The sequence below is a fragment of the Caballeronia sp. NK8 genome (assembly GCF_018408855.1).
In the GTDB taxonomy this organism is placed as follows: Bacteria; Pseudomonadota; Gammaproteobacteria; order Burkholderiales; family Burkholderiaceae; genus Caballeronia.
Genome location: NZ_AP024324.1, coordinates 64,124 through 81,750, shown reverse-complemented (window position 1 = coordinate 81,750; position 17,627 = coordinate 64,124). Strand labels below are relative to the sequence as shown.

Sequence of the window (17,627 nt, the reverse complement as noted above, 5' to 3'; positions counted from 1 at the left end):
AGTCTCTTGCCACCGTCTCATCCACGACGAAATATCAGAACGCTGAGACTGGCCAGTAGCCAGACACCGACGCCCCCGTAAATCATCGCCCAGCCGAAGCCATGCGTTAAAGCGGCCCGCAGGACGGCTCCCGATGGATCGAGCGCATGCAGGGTAGCGAGTCCGCCGCGAGGCGCGTCCACATCGCCCGCGACGATTCTTTCGGCGAGCTGGCGAAGCAATGTTGCGTCGATGGTCGCTGGCAGATGCGCTCTCAGCTGGCTCAGGATGCCGGCCATCAGGATCGCGCCCATCAACGCGATATTTACCGCCAACGTGAGCATCCGCGCCGTCATGTCGATGCCAGACGCCATGCCGGCACGATCGGCCGGCACAGCGCCCGTTGTCGTGTTCGTGACGGGCGTATTCGTCAGACCGAGGCCTGCCCCTGCGAATACGCATCCGGGCAGCATCGTGAGCGCACTAGGATGTGCCGCGATGCTGCCGAGCTTCATCAGGAGGAAACCAAGCCCGATAGTAAAGAGGCCAGTCGGGATCGCCACCGCCGGCCCGAAGCGCACGACGAGACGTTCGCCAAGCGGCGGAAAAATCAAAGTCGGCACGGTATAGGCGAGAAGCGCCAGACCGGTGGTCATGGGATCGTAGCCGAGCCCGACCTGGAAGTAGGTCGGAATGTAGATCATGAACGGCCAGAAGCTGAAGTTCATGCCGATCGAGCCCATCAGCGCGCCGGAAAACCTGGGCGATCCGAAGACCGAAAAATCAAACGCAGGCTGTTTGCTCACTCGTTCGGCCCGGATGAAAGCGGCGAAGGCCAGCGCCGCCCCTGCGACGATCGTGAGCGTGTATGCGCTCGCGAATCCCTTCTCGGGGCCGCGCGTGATGGCGAACACCAGCCCGAACACGCAGATCGAAAGCGTGGCGATGCCGGGAACATCCAGCGCGCGCCCGGCGCAATGGCTCGATTTTTCCACCCCGAACCACAGAAGCAGGAATGTGGGGGCGGCGAGGAGAGCGTGAATCAGGAAAACCCATTCCCAGCCCAACCGGTCCACGAGCGCGCCGCCGATCGTCGGCCCGAAACCCAGCCCGATGCCAAGCAGCACGCCCCATGCGCTGAACGCCCTGGCGCGTTCGCTACCCAGCGTGAACTGATTCGACAGCACGGCGATCTGGCTGATCAGCATCGCCCCGCCGCTCGCACCTTGCAGCGCGCGCCCGACGATCAGCATGGGAACGCTCTGAGCCAGGCCGCAGAGCAGCGAAGTGAGTCCGAACAGCGCAAGACTGATAAGGAATACGATTCTTCTTCCAAACCGGTCCACGAGCGCGCCGGTAGCCATCAGGATGGACGTGACGGCCAGCGTGTAAGCGTTCACGATCCATTGCATGTCCTCGAAGCTGCCGTCGAAGATGCGCTGAAGGACCGGCAGCGTCACCGGCACGCTCGATATCTCGAGACCGAACATCAACGACGTGAGACATATGGCGCCCAATGCGAGTTTGTTTCTGCTCAAGGAGAGGCGGCGCGAGCCGCTCTCCGACGTTTCAGGTTCTGCTGATTCCACGATTTGCTTTCCGATAGGGGCTACGGCGTTTGACGAGGAATCCGAATCTTATTGGAACCACCAAATCATGCCGTGGGAGCCAAAGCTCACTTCGCAGGCAGATAATCGAACGGACCTTTGGATGTGACGAAGAAGATGCACTCCGTCTGCGAGATGCATTTCGTGACGTGTTGTTCACCACCTTTCTGGTACCAGTACGAGCCGGCGGCAAGCGGATGATCCTGCTTCGAGCCAGGCGCTTCGTTGGCGACCACGCCGGCAATGACGACGCCGTAGTACGAGTAGGTGTGCGTGTGAACGCCGCTGGCAGTGCCGCCAGCCATCTTGATGTAGTTGCTGTGCGCGCTCGCCGCCGGATCGCCCCACCCGTTTGCGATGGTGAGGCCTTCCTTGTTCTGATAGAACTTCAGTTCCGTCACCGGCACGACCTTCGAGTTGTCCGCGTAGAGATCGACTTTCTCGCCGGCTGTCGCGGCGAGGACGGGGATTGCTGCGAGCAATGCAGCCGCAGCTGCGAGTCGTTTGGCTTTGGTGGCGAATGACATGGTGTATTCCTTTGTGTTCCTGAATTGATTGAAAGAATCCCGAAGCCGGAACCGCGTGTCAGGCTTCGGGTGATCGATGAAGCGCAGTATGGGCCGACGTTGGAATGTGAGAAACGAGGCCAGCCCGAAAGGATCTTTCGCGAAACGAGAAAGGCGGAGATCGCCTCTCAGCCTGGACCTTGATTCGCAGTACGTGACTGATCTCGTTGCGCGAACAGTGCTTTCTGCCGTTCGTGGATTCCATCGCTCGCGCTGATCGGGCAGCATTTTGCCTGTTGCACTGCAGCCGCTCTCTTGCATGACGCAACGAGAGCCGCTACGCGAGGCAGGCCCGACTGCGGGCCTCGTCCCTATTGAAATTTCGAGGTGAAACGAACATGACGAAGCGAGCACTAGTAGTAGTTGATATTCAGAATGACTACTTCCCTGGAGGGAAGTGGATACTCGATGGCATCGAAGCCGCTGCCGATAATGCGAGTGCCGTCATCGAGTCTTTCAGGGCGCACGGCGACCTTGTCGTCCATATCCGGCATGAAAGTCTCGCCAAGGACGCGACGTTCTTCTTGCCTGATACCGACGGCGCCCAGCTGCACAGGAAGGCAGCGGCTCTACACGGCGAGCGGGTCATCGTGAAACACCACATGAATCCCTTTCGCGAGACGGATCTTCGCGAGATTCTCGATGCTCAGGGCGTCAGGCAAGTCGTGGTCATCGGGGCTATGAGCCATATGTGCATCGACGCCGTCACGCGCGCGTCGGACGACTTCGGCTTCGAGACCACCGTGATTCACGATGCCTGCGCCACCCACGCGCTCGAGTTCAAGGGCGTGAGTGTTCCGGCCGTTCAGGTGCATGCCGCTTTCATGGCGGCGTTGAGTTTCGGTTACGCGAAAGTTATCTCTGCGGCTGATTTTTTGAGTTCTGAACGCAACCGAAACGCGTAGCCGACGGTTATGCGTACCACAGCGTCTTATTCGCCCTCAAGGTTTCGACCGCGAGGTCGACGAATACGCGCACCTTCTGATTGACGTGCCTGCCCTCGCGATGCACCACGTGAATGGGAAGCGTGGCCAGCTCGTGTTCCGGAAGCACGACCTGAAGCTTTCCTTCCGCGAGCGCGGACGCGATCTGACAGGACAGCAGGCAAACGATGCCCAGCCCTGCCAGCGCTGCCGACATCGCCGAGTCGTTTGTCGTCGTGATGAGGCGGGGCTGGATCGGCACGATGCACGACTTCGAGTCTCCGCGAAAGCGCCACTCGGGCGATGGCGTCGAAGGCAACGTTTGAATCGTCACGTGCGAGGCGAGGTCGTCCGGCTTCTGCGGCTCGCCGCGTGCCTCCAGATACTCAGGCGATGCGCAGAGCAGGCTTCGAACCCTGCCCACTGCGATTGCCTGCAGAGAGGAACTCGGCAAGTTCCCGATGCGGATCGCAACGTCGACTCCCTCATCCACCAGATTCACTGTTCGGTCCAGAAACCAGCAGCTCGCGCTGACATCCGGATACCTCGCGAGATACTCCTGCACGATGGGAGTCACATGGCTGTTGCCGAGCACGATGGGTGCGGTCACCGTCAATTGGCCGCGCGGCGACGTGCGCGTGCCGGCGGCCGCCAGTTCCGCGGCCTCCACGGTTGCGAGCACGCGGCGGCATTCATCGAAAAACGCGGCGCCTGCGTCAGTCGTTCGAACGATGCGTGTCGTGCGGTTCAGAAGGCGCACGCCGAGATGCTCCTCGAGCTCGTTGACGAGGCGGCTGATCACGGACGTCGACACCTGGAGCTTGCGTGCCGCCGAAGAGAAACCTTCTGTTTCGACGACCGTCACGTACGTCGCCATAGCCTGCAGTTTGTCCATGTTCGATGCGAATCTCCATGACGGTGACCCGCTCGTGGAATCGGACCGGGTCACAGGAATGCAGTTTATGGACGCATGGCCACGCGCGGAATCCCTCCGTGGCGCATTACGTATTTCGCGGAATGAGAACAATGGGAACGGCTCGCCAGTTAGAACAGGGCAAGAACGAAAGTACGAACGTACGTGAAGACCAGGGAGTGCCGCCGGTTCTCCGCACAGATCCGCGTCATCAACCCACGTTCAGCCTGCCGCTCAACCGGGCGTGAAACGCACGGCTGCGCTCATCGAGACCGGCCATCGTCACGTCGACGCCGTGTTTTCGATACTTGAGCTGGATCGAGTCGAGCGCGGCGACCGTCGACGCGTCCCATATCTGCGACTTCGTGAAATCGATGATCACCGTGGCCGGGTCGATCGCGTATTCGAACCGTTCGACGAGATCGTTGCTGCTGCCGAAGAAAAGCGGTCCGTGCACTTCGTAGCGCACGCTCCGGCCATCGTCGGCGACCGTGCGGACTGTGTGGATCACGTGCGCCACGCGCCTCGCGAACAACACCGTTGCGAGCAATACGCCGCCCACCACGCCGACCGCCAGATTGCCCGTGTGCACCGTCAGCGCGACCGAGAGCAGCATCACCGAGGTCTCCATCCAGGGCATGCGGCGCAGCGTCGCCGGATGCAGGCTGTGCCAGTCCACCGTTTTCACGGCGACAACCATCATCACGCCCGCGAGCGCGATCATCGGGATATGCGCCATCACCTGGCTGAGTCCGGTGATGAGCAACAGGAGGGTTGCCGCCGCCGCGAGCGTGGATACACGCGTGCGCGCGCCGCCGATGCTCACGTTCACCACGGTCTGCCCGATCATCGCGCAGCCGGCGACGCCGCCGAACGCGCCCGCGCCCAGATTGGCCAGTCCCAATGCCCACGACTCGCGCGACTTGCGCGAGCGGGTTTCGGTCATCTCGTCGACCAGCTTGGCCGTGAGCAGGCTTTCGAGCAAACCGACGAATGCGATCGAAACGGCCGTCTTCCACACGATCTTCAGCGTGGAGAAATCGAATGGCACGGTCCACGCGGTGAGACCGGGCAGATCCGACGGCATCGGACGGTCACCGCCGACCGTCGGCACGGCCCAGTGCAGGCCCACCGCGATCAGCGTCGTCACGATGATGGCGACCAGCGGCGCGGGCACTGCGCGTGTCACGCGCGGCCCGATCAGCACGATCGCCAGCGTGAGCGCGAAAAGCACGTACACGGCCGGAGGCTGGCCGACGAGATGCGGTATCTGCGCCCAGAAAATCAGTATGCCGAGCGCGTTGACGAAGCCGAGCATCACCGAGCGCGGGATGAAGCGCACGATGCGCGCGAGACCCAGAAGACCGAACGCGACCTGGATGAGCGCCGCGAGCAGCACGGCGGGCAGGATATAACCCGCGCCGTTCGCATGCGCCATCGGTCCGACGACGAGCGCGACCGAACCGGCGGCCGCGGTGACCATCGCCGGGCGGCCGCCGAACAGCGACGTGACGACCAGCAGCACCACCGACGCGAACAGCGCCGAGCGCGGCTCCACGCCGGAGACGAACGCAAAGGAGATGACTTCGGGAATCAGGGCGAGACTGGTGACGATGCCCGCGAGAATCTCGCGCGTCCATGCGATACGCGATTCGGGGGCCGCGATGCGCGGCGCGTCATTCCCGGTGACGGGCTTGTTCATGTTTGATGCCGATGGTAAACGCACGCAGCGCGGCCCCGAGGGTGGAGCGGCGCATTCGCCGTGCTGGAGGACTTCGTGAAGTGAGCAGCGCGGAGGATTTTAACAGGCTGGTGCAATCGTCCCCGGCGAAGTCAGCGCACGCGCTGGCCGGTTCGATACCGATTGGCGAGGCCGCGATCGCCCCCCACGCGCGCCGCGACGGCACGCGTAGACACCTCCGACATCAACAGGCTAACCGTCAGATAAGTCGGCGAATCAAGCGGGTCGGCCGAACGCTGCAGATGCCGCGGTTGAACGCGCAAGCGTGAACGCTACTGGCTGGCGCCCGCTCCGATTCCCGCCTTCTTCTGAGCGTCCTGCAAATTTTGTGGATAGTTGGGATCGTTCGCCCGGCCCGGGTTGTAGCCGGCGTCCTCGAGTTTCTTCAATTCGGCGTTCTTCTTCGCGCGCGCCTGTTTTCGCGCGGCTTTTTTCTCGGCTTTGGTCGCAGGCGCGGCTTGCGTCGCGTCGGTTGCGGTCGAGCCGGTTGCGGTCGAGCCGGTATCCTGTGCATAGGAAAGCGGGGCAACGGAAGTTGCCACAGCGCCCAGGAAGAATGACACAGCAAGGCTTGCCAGTTTCGTTCTCACATCGTTCTCCGGTCGGCTGAAAGACAACGTTTCAGGAAGTATAGAGCGTTCGTGTCGACGTTGCGCCTTCCGTGCACATTGCTCAGCATTGCAGATCACTTCATGTCGACCGGAACGTAAAACAGGGCGTGCGTGAGTGAAACCGCACGCCGCAGGAGTAAGCTTTCGGTGCTGAACCTCAATTCCTGGACGGAGACCGCGCGATGAGCATCGCTTCCGAATCGACATCCGCTCCCCGCGGACATACGGCCGAATCACTGCAGACGCTGGCCGCGCTGCTGGAAGTGTCGCTGGAAAAGGGCACGTCCGTGGTCATGGTGCGTCGCGGCACCGGGGAATGTTCGGTCTACATCGGCAAGCCGGGCGATGAAGACGCGAAACTGACCGGCCACGGAACCATCCCGACGGCCGTGGCCGAAGAACTGCTGGTACTGACTCAGGCAGGGTTGAACCGGATGACGGTCGGCGATCAGACGTACCGGTTCTTTCGAAGCTTTACCCAACTATCCGATGTCGGCGGCGCCGTGGTGTTCGCGCCGACCTGAGAAGCCGAAAAGCCCGCGCGCGCGGGAAAACCCTCACCCCGCGCCGCCCGCCGCTCTGCCCCGCCCCGCGCGGCGCACGCCGCATTGCACCACCGATCATTACCCTGCGGATAACGAACGCATCGTCAGGGTGATTGAACACGCCTTCGGCGCTCCCTAGACTCGCCTCAAGTCCTGAGCGAGAGTCCACATGTCCAGTCAAAGTCAGTCCCCGTCCCGCTGGGCCACGCGCCGCGCGGAGAAGCATCGCCGGCTCGCGCGGGTTGCATCGATCGCGGATGGCATGGTGCTGCCCGGCGAGCGCATCGTCGAAGTCCTGCAGGCGCTCGTCGCGCCGGGCGACCGCGTGGTCGTCGAGGGGAACAATCAGAAGCAGGCGGATTATCTGTCGCGTTCGCTCGCGCAGGTCGATCCCGACATCGTCCACGACCTGCATCTCATCATCCCGAGCGTGAGCCGCGCCGAGCATCTCGATCTCTTCGAGCGCGGCATCGCGAGAAAGCTCGACTTCGCGTACGCCGGCGCGCAAAGCCTGCGCATCTCGCAGTTCCTGCAGGATGGCATCCTCGAGATCGGCGCGATCCATACCTACATCGAACTGTATGCGCGGCTCTATGTGGACCTGACGCCGAACGTCGTGCTGTGCGCGGGCTACAAGGCGGATCGCGAAGGCAATCTCTACACGGGTCCGAGCACCGAGGACACGCCCTCGCTCGTCGAAGCCGCCGCGTTTCGCGACGGCATCGTGATCGCGCAGGTCAACGAGATCGTCGACGATCCGAAGGATCTGCCGCGCGTCGATATCCCCGGCTCGTGGATCGACTTCGTGGTGCAGTCGGACAAGCCGTTTTTCATCGAGCCGCTGTTCACGCGCGATCCGCGCCTCATCACGCCGATACAGGTCCTGATGGCGATGATGGCGATTCGCGGCGTCTACGAGCGGCATCAGGTGCAGTCGCTCAATCACGGCATCGGCTTCAATACGGCGGCGATCGAACTGATTCTGCCGACCTACGGCGAGAAGCTCGGCCTCAAGGGCAAGATCTGCCGGCACTGGACGCTGAACCCGCATCCGACGCTCATACCCGCGATCGAAACCGGCTGGGTCGAGAGCGTGCACTGCTTCGGCGGCGAACTCGGCATGGAAGCCTATGTGGCGGCGCGGCCCGATATCTTCTTCACCGGCCGCGACGGTTCGATGCGCTCCAATCGCACGATGTGCCAGCTGGCAGGGCAATACGCGGTGGACATGTTCATCGGCTCGACGCTGCAGATGGACGGTGAAGGCAATTCGTCGACCGTCACGCACGGCCGGCTCACCGGCTTCGGCGGCGCGCCCAACATGGGCCACGATCCGCACGGCCGCCGTCACGCGAGCCCCGCGTGGCTCGATCTGCTGCAAACGGACAGCCCGCTGGAGCGCGGCCGCAAGCTCGTCGTGCAGATGGTCGAGACGTTCCAGGCGGGCGGCCAGCCAACCATCGTCGAATCGATCGATGCGGTCGAAGTCGGCCGCGAATCCGGCATGCCGCTCGCGCCGGTCATGATCTATGGCGACGACGTCACGCACGTGCTCACCGAGGAAGGCATCGCGTACCTGTACAAGGCGCGCTCGCTCGAACATCGCAAGGAGATGATCGCGGCCGTGGCGGGCGTCACGCCGATCGGTCTCAAAAGCGATGCGAGCAAGCTGGCCGCGCTGCGCCGCGACGGCTTCGTCGCGCTGCCGGAAGACCTCGGCATCCATCGCAGCGAAGCCAGCCGGTCGCTGCTCGCCGCGAAGAGCATGGCGGATATCGTCGACTGGTCGGATGGCTTGTACGAGCCGCCCGCACGCTTTCGGAGCTGGTGATGCGCGCGAACCTCGCAATCGACGCGGCGCACGCGCCAAATCTGGCCACGCATTTCGGCGCGCATGTGGTGCAGGCGCTGATCGACGAAGTGACGCTCGCGCCGAAGCCCGGCCTCGTCGATATCCGCAGCCGCGGCGCGCACCACGATCTCGACTGGCAACTGATGCGCGCATCGGCGCTCGCGTTGCAGCCGACCTTCGTCGAGCTGGCGCGCGCGGGCATCGAAACGCAAGCGCTGCCCGCGCTGCGTGAGCGCATCGGCGCAATCGGGCGCGCAGGCGAAGCGCGCATGTTCGATGCGACCGGCGGCGTGAACACGCATCGCGGCGCGATCTGGGCGCTCGGGCTGCTCGTGACCGCCGCCGCACGCGATCCTGACGACCTCGCGCCGCAAGCCGTCGCCGCGCGCGCGGGTTCAATCGCCCGCGTGCCGGATCGCCACGCGCCCGCGATCACCGGCAACAAGGGCGAACAGGCCTGTCTCGATTACAACGTCGGCGGCGCGCGCGGACAGGCGCAGGCAGGCTTTCCGCATGTCGTGGATGTCGCGTTGCCGGAACTCGCGCGCTCGCGCTCGCGTGGCGACAGCGAAACGGCCGCGCGCCTGAACGCGTTGCTCGCCGTGATGGCGAGCCTCGACGATACCTGCGTGCTCGCGCGCGGCGGACCGGATGCGCTCGCCGACATGCAGCACGGCGCGCGCCGCGTGCTGGAACAGGGCGGCGCGGCGGCGCTCGCGGGCCGGCGCGAACTGAAGGCGCTCGACCGGCGTCTCGTCGAACTGCATGTCTCGCCCGGCGGCGCCGCCGACCTGCTCGCCGCCGCCCTCTTTCTCGACCGGCTTCAACGCGAAGCCCTTCCCACGACGAAGGCATAGGAACGCATATGGAAACCATCGTCCTCGAATTCCCGGCGGGGCAGCCCGCGCAAGGCCGCGCGCTCGCCGGCGTGGTCGCCTCGGGCGATCTCGAAGTGCTGCTCGAAGCCAACGCCGCGCACCGCACCGTAGTGAATATCACGACGTCCGTCGACGGCAAGGGCCGCCTCTGGCACGCCGTGCTCGAACGCATCTTCGGCGACGGCTCGCTGCCCGCCGCGAAGCTCGAAATCAACGATTCGGGCGCGACGCCGGGCGTCGTGCAGATGCGTATCGGGCAAGTCCTCGAACAACTGCAATCCAACGGCGGAGCGTGACGATCATGGATACCCAGCAACTGCTCGAACGCCAGAGCTTCATCGAACTGGATGCGCGCAGCCGCGCGAAGAAACTGCTCGACGCCGGCACCTTCCGCGAACTGCTCGACCCGTTCGAGCGCGTCACGTCGCCGTGGCTCATGCGGCAAGGCATCGTCACGCAGGCCGACGACGGCATGGTGGTCGCGAAAGGCGAGATCGACGGACAGCCGGCCATCGTGCTCGGCATCGACGGCGGATTCCAGGGCGGCAGCATGGGCGAGGTGTCGGCGGCGAAGATCGCGGGCAGCCTCGAACTCGCCGCCGAAGACAACCGCAACGGCATCCCGACACGCGCCGTGATCCTCTTCGAAACGGGCGGCGTCCGCCTGCAGGAAGCCAATCTCGGGCTCGCGGCGATCGCGGAGATTCACGCGGGCATCGTCGACCTGCGGCGCTATCAGCCGGTGATCGGCATCACGGCGGGGCCGATCGGCTGCTATGGCGGCATGTCGATCGCGGCGGGCCTGTGCAGCTATCTGATCGGCACCCGCGAAGCGCGCCTCGGGCTCAACGGTCCGGCGGTCATCGAACAGGAAGCGGGCATCGCGGAATTCGACTCGCGCGACCGTCCGATGATCTGGAGCTTCACCGGCTGCGAGCAGCGGCATCGCACGGGACTCGTCGATGACTACGTCGCCGACGACGCCGATGCGATCCGCGCCGCCGTCATCGAACGTTTTCGTGGCGGACGGCCGCGGGCGTGCCGCAGCGAACGGGTCGCGGGCTTCCTGACGCGCCTTTCCGAAGTCGATCCGGGCGTGCAGGCCACGCCGGAACACGCAACCGCCATCTACGGCAAGGGGTTTCAGTCATGAGCACACCAGCGCTTTCCAAGCGCGGCGCAGTCTGGCTCGACGCGCTCACCAACAGCGCGCCGTTGCAGCCGGGCTATCCGCCCTCGGTGCGGGTCGCCGATGCGCGTCTTGGCGACCATCCCGCGCGATTCATCGCCGTGGTGCCCGATCCGGACAACCCGTTCCCGCGCGCGCGCGGCGGCGAGGTCGGGCTGGTCGAGGCGTGGGAAGTGGCGCGTGCCGTGCGCGAGGTCGTCGACGCCGACAAGCACCGCGACGACAAGCGCGCGATCGTCGCCGTGATCGACGTGGCGAGTCAGGCGTATGGACGGCGCGAGGAAGCGTACGGCATCCATCAGGCGCTCGCCGGCGCCGCCGATGCGTATGCGAGCGCGCGTCTCGCCGGCCATGCGGTGATCGGGCTGATCGTCGGGCGGGCGATGTCGGGGGCGTTTCTCGCCCACGGCTATCAGGCCAACCGGCTGATCGCGCTCGCCGATTCGCAGGTCATGGTCCACGCGATGGGCAAGGAATCGGCGGCGCGGGTCACGCTGCGCTCGGTCGCCGATCTCGAAGCGTTCACCGCGCGCGTGCCGCCGATGGCCTACGACATCGACAACTACGCGTCGCTCGGTCTGCTCTGGAAGCTCCTGAGCGTGAACAATGCCGACGCCCCCAGCCGCGCCGATCAGACCACCGTGGAAAAGGCTCTGCAAGCCGCCTTCGACGACATCCGCAGCGATCCGTCGCGCGGTCTGGAAAGCCGGCTCGGCAGCGCGCACCGCGCGGCTTCCGTCACGGTGCGGCGCAAGTTGCGGGAGCAATGGCGCTGATCCTGTTTCATGCCGGCTCGTCAGAAGCCAAATAAATTCAATCAAGGAGACACGAAATGATCATCTACGGAACCGCTTTGCTCGCGTTCTGCCATCTGGCGGGGCTATTTCTCGGCGACCTGCTCGGCGTCGCGATCGGCGTGAAGACGAATGTCGGCGGCGTCGGCATCGCGATGCTGCTGCTGATCTTCCTGCGCCTCTATCTGCACGGCAAGGGCTGGCTGCCGAAGGAAACCGAAGCGGGCGTGGGCTTCTGGGGCGCGATGTACATCCCCGTGGTCGTCGCGATGGCGGCGAATCAGAACGTCGTCGCCGCGCTGAAGGGCGGCCCCGTCGCGCTGCTCTCGGCGCTGGGGGCTGCTGCGCTCTGCGCGGGCTGCATCGCCGTGCTGTCACGCACCGGCCGCGACAGCACGTCGTTCGTGAATGCCCCGCACCTCGAAGAAATCTGAATCAGGAGACAGTCATGCTGCATATGCTCGACAAGATTTTGATCCAGAACGGCCTCGTCACCGCGTTCTTCCTCGTGGGCCTCATCATGTGGGTGTCGTCGCTGATCTCGCGCAAGCTGACCTTCGGGCGCGTGCACGGCTCGGCGATCGCCATCGTGATCGGCCTCGTGCTCGCCTACTTCGGCGGCGCGTTCACCGGCGGACAAAAGGGTCTCGCGGACCTGCCGCTCTTTACCGGCGTCGGCCTGATGGGCGGTGCGATGCTGCGCGACTTCGCCATCGTCGCGACCGCGTTCGAAGTGCAGGCGACCGAAGCGCGCAAGGCGGGGCTGATCGGCGTGGTGTCGCTGCTGCTCGGGACGGTGCTGCCGTTCATCGTCGGCGCGAGCATCGCGCATGCGTTCGGCTATACCGACGCGGTCAGCATGACGACCATCGGCGCGGGCGCGGTGACGTATATCGTCGGTCCGGTGACGGGCGCGGCGATCGGCGCGAGCTCGGATGTCATCGCGCTCAGCATCGCGACGGGCCTCATCAAGGCGATCATCGTGATGATCGGCACGCCGATCGCGGCGGGCTTCATGGGACTGAAGACGCCGCGCTCCGCGATGATCTTCGGCGGCCTCGCCGGCACGGTGAGCGGCGTCAGCGCGGGGCTGGCCGCCACCGACCGGCGGCTGGTTCCCTACGGCGCGCTGATCGCGACCTTCCATACGGGCGTCGGCTGCCTGCTCGGACCGTCGCTGCTGTTCTTCGCGACGAAAGCGCTGATGGGCGCGTGATGCGCCGGGGAGACGCGGCATCATGAGCGTGCTGTTCACCTTTCCCGGCCAGGGCTCGCAGCGCGCCGGCATGCTGCACGCGCTGCCGCCGCACGAAGAAGCCGCGCGCACGCTCGACGAAGCCAGCGAGGTGCTCGGCTACGACGTGAAGTCCATCGACGACGCGGCATCGCTTCGCTCCACGGTCGCGGTGCAGCTTTGCCTGTTGATCGCGGGCGTCGCTCAGGCGCGCGTCATGCGGGCGCACGGCCATGAGCCCGACATGGTGTCGGGGCTCTCGGTCGGCGCGTATCCCGCCGCCGTCGTCGCGGGCGCGCTCGCGTACGCCGACGCCATCAGACTCGTCGCCTTGCGCGGCCAGTCGATGGAGCGCGCCTATCCCGCCGGCTACGGCATGACGGCGATCGTCGGCATGACGCAGCGAGCGCTCGAACGGCTGATCGCGCAAGTGAGTGACGAGGTCTTTCTCGCCAACGTCAACACGGACACACAGATGGTCGTCGCGGGCAGCGACGCCGCGATGCATCGTCTCGCGGCGCTCGCAAGCGACCACGGTGCGCAACGCTGCGAGCGTCTCGATGTCGCTGTGCCGTCGCACTGCGCCCTGCTCGATGCACCCGCCGCCGCGCTCGCCGATGCCTTCAGCGCGGTCGATGTGCGCACGCCGCGCATCGTCTATCTGAGCGCCAGCGCCGCGCGGCCGCTTTTCGACGGCGCGCGCATCGCCGCCGATCTGGCCGGCAACATGGCGCGACAGGTGCGCTGGCACGACACGATGCGACTCGCGTGGGAACGCGGCGCGCGCCTCGCGATCGAGATGCCGCCGGCGAACGTCCTGACGCGGATGGCCGGTTCGATCTTCGCGGAAGGCGTCGCGGTAAGTTGCAGCGAAACCTCGCTGCCCGATCTCGGCGCGCTCATCGACCGCGAACGGACGCGCGACGAACGCTGAAACGTCAGCCAGCGCTTCTCGTGCGCAGACGGCAGACCGCCATCAGCGCGAGCAGGTTCGGGTCGCGCTCGCGCGCGCGCAGGAAACTGACGCCGATCGTCTGGCGCATCAGATATTGCGGCTTGAGCGGAATGAACTGCACCTTGTCGCCGAACACGCCGCGCACGCGCCCCGGCAGCAGCGTATAACCGACGCCGCCGCTCACCAGATTCATCAGCGAGAAGATATCGCCGGTTCGCATCGTCACGTTCGGCGTGAAGTCCGCGACGCGAAACGCTTCCACGAAACCGTGATACGTCGCGAAGCCTTCGCCGAGCGACACGAACGTTTCGTCGCGGCAGTCCCGCAGGTCGACGGCTTCCTGATTCGCGTAAATCGAGCCGGCCGGCGCGGCGAAGAAAATGTCGTCTTCGAACAGCGGGATGGATTCGATTTCCGGATCGGCATCGGGCACGGCCATCAGCGCCGCGTCGATTTCGCTTCGCTTCAGTTTGTCGACCAGTTCGACGTTCGGTCCGAGCACCAGTTCGACCTGAAGCGTCGGCCTGCGCACCTTGATATCGACGACGATGCCCGGCACGGTCTTGATGGTCAGCGAATACAGCGAGCCGATCTTCAGACGGTCCGACGAGTAGCCCGCGGCTTCGCGTGTCGCACGAATGCCGTCGGACATCAGCGTCATCACCTCTTGCGCGACATCGGCGAGCATCTGCGCCGCTTCGGTCGAGCGGAGATTGCGGCCCTCATGGCGAAACAGCGCGCATCGCACGCCTTGTTCGAGCGAGTGCAGCGCGCGATGCACGCTGACCGTGCTCACGTTCAGCGCCTCGGCCGCCTTCGCCAGATTGCCGGTCTCCATGAAGGCGAGCAGGACTTCGAGCTTGCGGAAGGTGATCTCATCGTCGATTCGGTCGCGCATGTCGGCTCAAGAATGCTTTCAGATGCCTGATTATCGCCTCGCCGCGCGGTCGGACGAATAGCGTTTATCCCTCAAGGCATCGTCAGCCGAGTTCTTCGAACAGCCAGTCCTGAAAACTCTTCACCTTGGGCAAATCCACCGACGACTTGAGCAGATTCAGCGTGTAGCCATTCACACGCAGCCCGTCCAGACCGAACGGCGCGACGAGCCTGCCGGTATCGAGTTCGCGCTGCACGAGCAGCAGGCTTTCCAGACACACGCCGACGCCATCGGCCGCCGCGCTGATCGCCATGAACGAGCGATCGAAGCGCGGTCCGCGCGAAATATCCAGCGGCGTCTTTCGATGCAGGCGCATCCAGTCGCGCCACCCGACCAGGCAGTTCTCACTGTGGATCAGCGTGTGATGCTTCAGGTCCGCGACCGCGCGAATCGGATGCGGGCCTTCCATCAGCTTGGGCGAACACAGCGGCACGATCGTCTCGGACGGCAGATCGAGCACCAGCGTGCCCGCCGGCTGCAGCTTGCGCGCGCCATAGCGCAGATCGATATCGACCGATGCGCGCGTCAGGTCCACCGGATCGTTCGATGCATTCAGGCGCAGATCGATATCCGGATTCTGCGCGGAGAACCGCGCGAGGCGCGGCATCAGCCATTGCGTCGCGAAGCTCGGCGTCGAATGCACGGTGAGGATGTCGCTCTTCGCGACGCGGCCGATATCGCGCGTCGCCTTCTCGATGCGCGCGAACGCCGCCGCGATCTCTTCCGCATATTGCCGGCCGCTGTCCGTGAGGATCACGGCGCGGTGCACGCGATGAAACAGCCGCACGCTCAACTGCTCTTCCAGCAGCTTGATCTGATGGCTGACCGCCGAGGGCGTCACGAACAGTTCGTCTGCTGCAAGCGCGAAGGACGAGAGCCGCGCGGCCGCCTCGAAGGCCTGTATGGACTTGAGTGTGACGCGATTGTGCATTGCAGTATTCGAGTGAATTGAATTCAACGATACGCCACTTTAATTCGTTTGAGCGCGTGAGCGCACGCGAATACGCTTCTATCTACCGGCAACGTGCTCGATTCGAGGGATAACCCTGAGCAGCGCGCCAACATAAAAACGATGGAGACAAAAGCGTGAACAACGACATCGCGCAACTCGCGGAGCATGCGTATCGCATTCGCCGCAACGCGCTTCTGATGGGCGAAGTGCAGGGTCAGGGTTATATCGGCCAGGCGCTCGATATCGCCGACGTACTGGCCGTCGCTTATTTCGGCGCGATGAACCATCGCCCGGAAGACCCCGAGTGGGAAGCGCGCGACCGCTTCCTGCTCTCCAACGGTCACTACGCGATCGCGCTGTATGCGGCGCTCTTCGAAGCGGGCGTGCTGCCCGCCGACGAACTCGAAACCTACGGCAGCGACGACAGCCGCCTGCCGATGTCCGGCATGGCCAGCTACACGCCCGGCATGGAGATGTCGGGCGGCTCGCTCGGGCAAGGCCTGACGATCGCCGTCGGACGATGCCTCGGCCTGAAGCGCAAAGGCTCGAAGTCCTTCGTCTACACGCTCTTCTCCGATGGCGAACTCGACGAAGGCGCGATCTGGGAAGGGCTGATGTCCGCGGCGCACTGGAAGCTCGACAACCTCATCGCCATCGTCGATGTGAACAACCAGCAGGCCGATGGCCCGTCGACGCAGATCATGGCCTTCGAGCCGCTCGTCGACAAGCTCGAAGCGTTCGGCTGGCACACGCAGCGCATCGACGGCAATGACATCGGCGCGGTGAAGGCGGCCTTCGACACCGCGCGCACGCTGAAGGACGCGAAGCCCCGCATCATCGTGTGCGATACGAAGATGGGCTGCGGCGTGCCGTTTCTCGAAGAGCGGGAGAAAAACCACTTCATCCGCGTGGATCCGCACGAATGGAAGCTCGCGCTCGAAGCGCTCGAACAAGGGAGACGCGCATGAACACGCGATTGAAAACCTCCGCGATGATCGCGTCGATCGCGAGCGAAGGACAGCTCACGCGTTCCGCGCCCTTCGGCCACGCGCTTGCCGAGCTGGCGCGCACGAATACGAACATCGTCGGCATGACGGCCGACCTCGGCAAATACACGGACCTGCATATCTTTGCGCAGGCCTTTCCCGAGCGCTATTACCAGATGGGCATGGCCGAGCAACTGTTGATGGGCGCGGCGGCGGGCATGGCGCACGAAGGCGCGCAGCCGTTCGTCACGACCTATGCCGTGTTCGCGACGCGCCGCGCGTATGACTTCATCCATCAGACCATCGCGGAAGACAATCTCGATGTGAAGATCGTCGCCGCGCTGCCTGGTTTGACGACGGGCTACGGCCCGAGCCATCAGGCCGCCGAAGACCTCGCGCTGATGCGCGCGATGCCGAACATGACCGTGATCGATCCGTGCGATGCGCTCGACATCGAACAGATGGTGCCGGCCATCGCCGCGCACAAAGGTCCGGTCTATGCGCGCCTGTTGCGCGGCAACGTGCCCGCCGTGCTCGACGAATACGGCTATCAGTTCGAACTCGGCAAGGCCAAACTTCTGCGCGGCGGCAACGACGTGCTGCTGATCTCGACCGGCATCATGACGATGCGTTCGCTCGAAGCCGCGAAGGCCCTGCGCGAAGACAGCGTCGATGTCGCCGTCCTTCACGTGCCGACCATCAAGCCGCTCGACACCGCGACCATCCTGCGCGAAGCGAAGCGCACGGGCCGCATGGTCGTCGTCGCGGAGAACCATACGACGATCGGCGGACTGGGCGAAGCCGTCGCGCGCACGCTGCTCGGCGCGGGCGTCACGCCTGCCTTCCGCCAGATCGCCCTGCCCGACGCGTTCCTCGACGCGGGCGCGCTACCGACGCTGCACGATCGCTACGGCATTTCCACCGAAGCGATGTGCAACACCATCAAAGGCTGGCTGAACTGAGCC

At 64.6% G+C, this 17,627-nt stretch carries 19 protein-coding genes; 12 read left to right on the top strand and 7 right to left on the bottom strand.

Translation table 11 applies throughout. The features are described from left to right. Positions 1-17 precede the first annotated feature (17 nt). Positions 18-1,445: an MFS transporter gene (locus tag NK8_RS21970; protein ID WP_367657793.1), complete on the bottom strand. Its 1,428-nt coding sequence runs from the start codon at positions 1,443-1,445 to the stop codon at positions 18-20. 209 nt (positions 1,446-1,654) lie between these two features. After that, positions 1,655-2,113 (bottom strand): DUF4437 domain-containing protein, encoded by a 459-nt coding sequence (locus NK8_RS21965; protein WP_213231089.1) that lies wholly within the window; start codon positions 2,111-2,113, stop codon positions 1,655-1,657. A gap of 377 nt (positions 2,114-2,490) precedes the next feature. On the opposite strand from NK8_RS21965, the gene NK8_RS21960 reads away from it, so the two are divergent. After that, on the top strand, positions 2,491-3,057 hold the full coding sequence (locus NK8_RS21960; RefSeq protein WP_213231087.1) for a cysteine hydrolase family protein: 567 nt from the start codon (positions 2,491-2,493) through the stop codon (positions 3,055-3,057). Between the two features lie 7 nt (positions 3,058-3,064). Here NK8_RS21960 and NK8_RS21955 read toward each other — a convergent pair whose 3' ends face one another. The 3 genes from NK8_RS21955 to NK8_RS21945 all read right to left on the bottom strand — a co-directional run bounded on the left by NK8_RS21955 (position 3,065) and on the right by NK8_RS21945 (position 6,292). Beyond that, a complete protein-coding gene (locus tag NK8_RS21955; RefSeq protein WP_213231085.1) occupies positions 3,065-3,970 on the bottom strand; it encodes a LysR family transcriptional regulator in 906 nt (301 codons plus the stop codon). 229 nt (positions 3,971-4,199) lie between these two features. Then, positions 4,200-5,690 (bottom strand): SulP family inorganic anion transporter, encoded by a 1,491-nt coding sequence (locus NK8_RS21950; RefSeq protein WP_213231083.1) that lies wholly within the window; start codon positions 5,688-5,690, stop codon positions 4,200-4,202. Between the two features lie 311 nt (positions 5,691-6,001). After that, a complete protein-coding gene (locus NK8_RS21945) occupies positions 6,002-6,292 on the bottom strand; it encodes a DUF4148 domain-containing protein (RefSeq protein WP_225936404.1) in 291 nt (96 codons plus the stop codon). A gap of 230 nt (positions 6,293-6,522) precedes the next feature. Here NK8_RS21945 and NK8_RS21940 point away from each other — a divergent pair, with 230 nt between their 5' ends. The 9 genes from NK8_RS21940 to mdcH all read left to right on the top strand — a co-directional run bounded on the left by NK8_RS21940 (position 6,523) and on the right by mdcH (position 13,766). Further along, the gene (locus NK8_RS21940; RefSeq protein WP_162068879.1) at positions 6,523-6,864 is read left to right on the top strand and encodes a hypothetical protein; all 342 of its coding nucleotides are present in this window, start codon (positions 6,523-6,525) and stop codon (positions 6,862-6,864) included. Between the two features lie 190 nt (positions 6,865-7,054). Next, on the top strand, positions 7,055-8,716 hold the full coding sequence (mdcA, locus tag NK8_RS21935) for a malonate decarboxylase subunit alpha (RefSeq protein ID WP_213231082.1): 1,662 nt from the start codon (positions 7,055-7,057) through the stop codon (positions 8,714-8,716). After that, positions 8,716-9,594 (top strand): triphosphoribosyl-dephospho-CoA synthase, encoded by an 879-nt coding sequence (locus tag NK8_RS21930; protein WP_213231081.1) that lies wholly within the window; start codon positions 8,716-8,718, stop codon positions 9,592-9,594. The genes mdcA and NK8_RS21930 overlap by 1 nt, the downstream gene beginning before the upstream one ends. 8 nt (positions 9,595-9,602) lie before the next feature. Next, positions 9,603-9,911, top strand: coding sequence for a malonate decarboxylase subunit delta (locus NK8_RS21925; RefSeq protein WP_061178447.1), 309 nt, complete (start codon positions 9,603-9,605; stop codon positions 9,909-9,911). A 5-nt stretch (positions 9,912-9,916) separates the two neighbouring features. Continuing rightward, positions 9,917-10,768: a biotin-independent malonate decarboxylase subunit beta gene (locus NK8_RS21920; protein WP_162068876.1), complete on the top strand. Its 852-nt coding sequence runs from the start codon at positions 9,917-9,919 to the stop codon at positions 10,766-10,768. After that, positions 10,765-11,580: a biotin-independent malonate decarboxylase subunit gamma gene (mdcE, locus tag NK8_RS21915; protein WP_213231080.1), complete on the top strand. Its 816-nt coding sequence runs from the start codon at positions 10,765-10,767 to the stop codon at positions 11,578-11,580. Before NK8_RS21920 ends, mdcE begins: the two co-directional genes overlap by 4 nt. Positions 11,581-11,636: 56 nt before the next feature. After that, positions 11,637-12,032: a malonate transporter subunit MadL gene (gene madL / locus NK8_RS21910; protein WP_061178449.1), complete on the top strand. Its 396-nt coding sequence runs from the start codon at positions 11,637-11,639 to the stop codon at positions 12,030-12,032. Positions 12,033-12,046: 14 nt separating this feature from the next. Further along, positions 12,047-12,814, top strand: a complete 768-nt coding sequence (madM, locus tag NK8_RS21905) for a malonate transporter subunit MadM (protein WP_061178450.1) — start codon at positions 12,047-12,049, stop codon at positions 12,812-12,814. A gap of 22 nt (positions 12,815-12,836) precedes the next feature. Continuing rightward, the gene (gene mdcH / locus NK8_RS21900) at positions 12,837-13,766 is read left to right on the top strand and encodes a malonate decarboxylase subunit epsilon (protein WP_213231079.1); all 930 of its coding nucleotides are present in this window, start codon (positions 12,837-12,839) and stop codon (positions 13,764-13,766) included. A gap of 4 nt (positions 13,767-13,770) precedes the next feature. On the opposite strand, the gene NK8_RS21895 is transcribed toward mdcH, so the two are convergent. Beyond that, the gene (locus NK8_RS21895; protein WP_213231078.1) at positions 13,771-14,685 is read right to left on the bottom strand and encodes a LysR family transcriptional regulator; all 915 of its coding nucleotides are present in this window, start codon (positions 14,683-14,685) and stop codon (positions 13,771-13,773) included. Positions 14,686-14,767: 82 nt separating this feature from the next. Next, complete coding sequence (gcvA, locus tag NK8_RS21890; protein WP_213231076.1) at positions 14,768-15,655, bottom strand: transcriptional regulator GcvA; 888 nt, start codon at positions 15,653-15,655, stop codon at positions 14,768-14,770. A 218-nt stretch (positions 15,656-15,873) separates the two neighbouring features. Between gcvA and NK8_RS21885 the strand changes: the two genes are divergently transcribed. Beyond that, positions 15,874-16,644, top strand: coding sequence for a transketolase (locus NK8_RS21885; protein WP_225936403.1), 771 nt, complete (start codon positions 15,874-15,876; stop codon positions 16,642-16,644). After that, entirely contained in the window at positions 16,641-17,624 is a 984-nt protein-coding gene (locus NK8_RS21880) for a transketolase family protein (protein WP_213231075.1), read from the top strand. Before NK8_RS21885 ends, NK8_RS21880 begins: the two co-directional genes overlap by 4 nt. Positions 17,625-17,627: the final 3 nt, after the last annotated feature.

What these genes read in the sequence shown, in the direction of transcription:
- NK8_RS21965 (WP_213231089.1), bottom strand. Translation starts at nt 2,113, where the DNA reads ATGTCATTCGCCACCAAAGCCAAACGACTCGCAGCTGCGGCTGCATTG.
- NK8_RS21960 (WP_213231087.1), top strand. Translation starts at nt 2,491, where the DNA reads ATGACGAAGCGAGCACTAGTAGTAGTTGATATTCAGAATGACTACTTC.
- NK8_RS21955 (WP_213231085.1), bottom strand. Translation starts at nt 3,970, where the DNA reads ATGGACAAACTGCAGGCTATGGCGACGTACGTGACGGTCGTCGAAACA.
- NK8_RS21950 (WP_213231083.1), bottom strand. Translation starts at nt 5,690, where the DNA reads ATGAACAAGCCCGTCACCGGGAATGACGCGCCGCGCATCGCGGCCCCC.
- NK8_RS21940 (WP_162068879.1), top strand. Translation starts at nt 6,523, where the DNA reads ATGAGCATCGCTTCCGAATCGACATCCGCTCCCCGCGGACATACGGCC.
- mdcA (WP_213231082.1), top strand. Translation starts at nt 7,055, where the DNA reads ATGTCCAGTCAAAGTCAGTCCCCGTCCCGCTGGGCCACGCGCCGCGCG.
- NK8_RS21930 (WP_213231081.1), top strand. Translation starts at nt 8,716, where the DNA reads ATGCGCGCGAACCTCGCAATCGACGCGGCGCACGCGCCAAATCTGGCC.
- NK8_RS21925 (WP_061178447.1), top strand. Translation starts at nt 9,603, where the DNA reads ATGGAAACCATCGTCCTCGAATTCCCGGCGGGGCAGCCCGCGCAAGGC.
- NK8_RS21920 (WP_162068876.1), top strand. Translation starts at nt 9,917, where the DNA reads ATGGATACCCAGCAACTGCTCGAACGCCAGAGCTTCATCGAACTGGAT.
- mdcE (WP_213231080.1), top strand. Translation starts at nt 10,765, where the DNA reads ATGAGCACACCAGCGCTTTCCAAGCGCGGCGCAGTCTGGCTCGACGCG.
- madL (WP_061178449.1), top strand. Translation starts at nt 11,637, where the DNA reads ATGATCATCTACGGAACCGCTTTGCTCGCGTTCTGCCATCTGGCGGGG.
- madM (WP_061178450.1), top strand. Translation starts at nt 12,047, where the DNA reads ATGCTGCATATGCTCGACAAGATTTTGATCCAGAACGGCCTCGTCACC.
- mdcH (WP_213231079.1), top strand. Translation starts at nt 12,837, where the DNA reads ATGAGCGTGCTGTTCACCTTTCCCGGCCAGGGCTCGCAGCGCGCCGGC.
- NK8_RS21895 (WP_213231078.1), bottom strand. Translation starts at nt 14,685, where the DNA reads ATGCGCGACCGAATCGACGATGAGATCACCTTCCGCAAGCTCGAAGTC.
- gcvA (WP_213231076.1), bottom strand. Translation starts at nt 15,655, where the DNA reads ATGCACAATCGCGTCACACTCAAGTCCATACAGGCCTTCGAGGCGGCC.
- NK8_RS21885 (WP_225936403.1), top strand. Translation starts at nt 15,874, where the DNA reads ATGGGCGAAGTGCAGGGTCAGGGTTATATCGGCCAGGCGCTCGATATC.
- NK8_RS21880 (WP_213231075.1), top strand. Translation starts at nt 16,641, where the DNA reads ATGAACACGCGATTGAAAACCTCCGCGATGATCGCGTCGATCGCGAGC.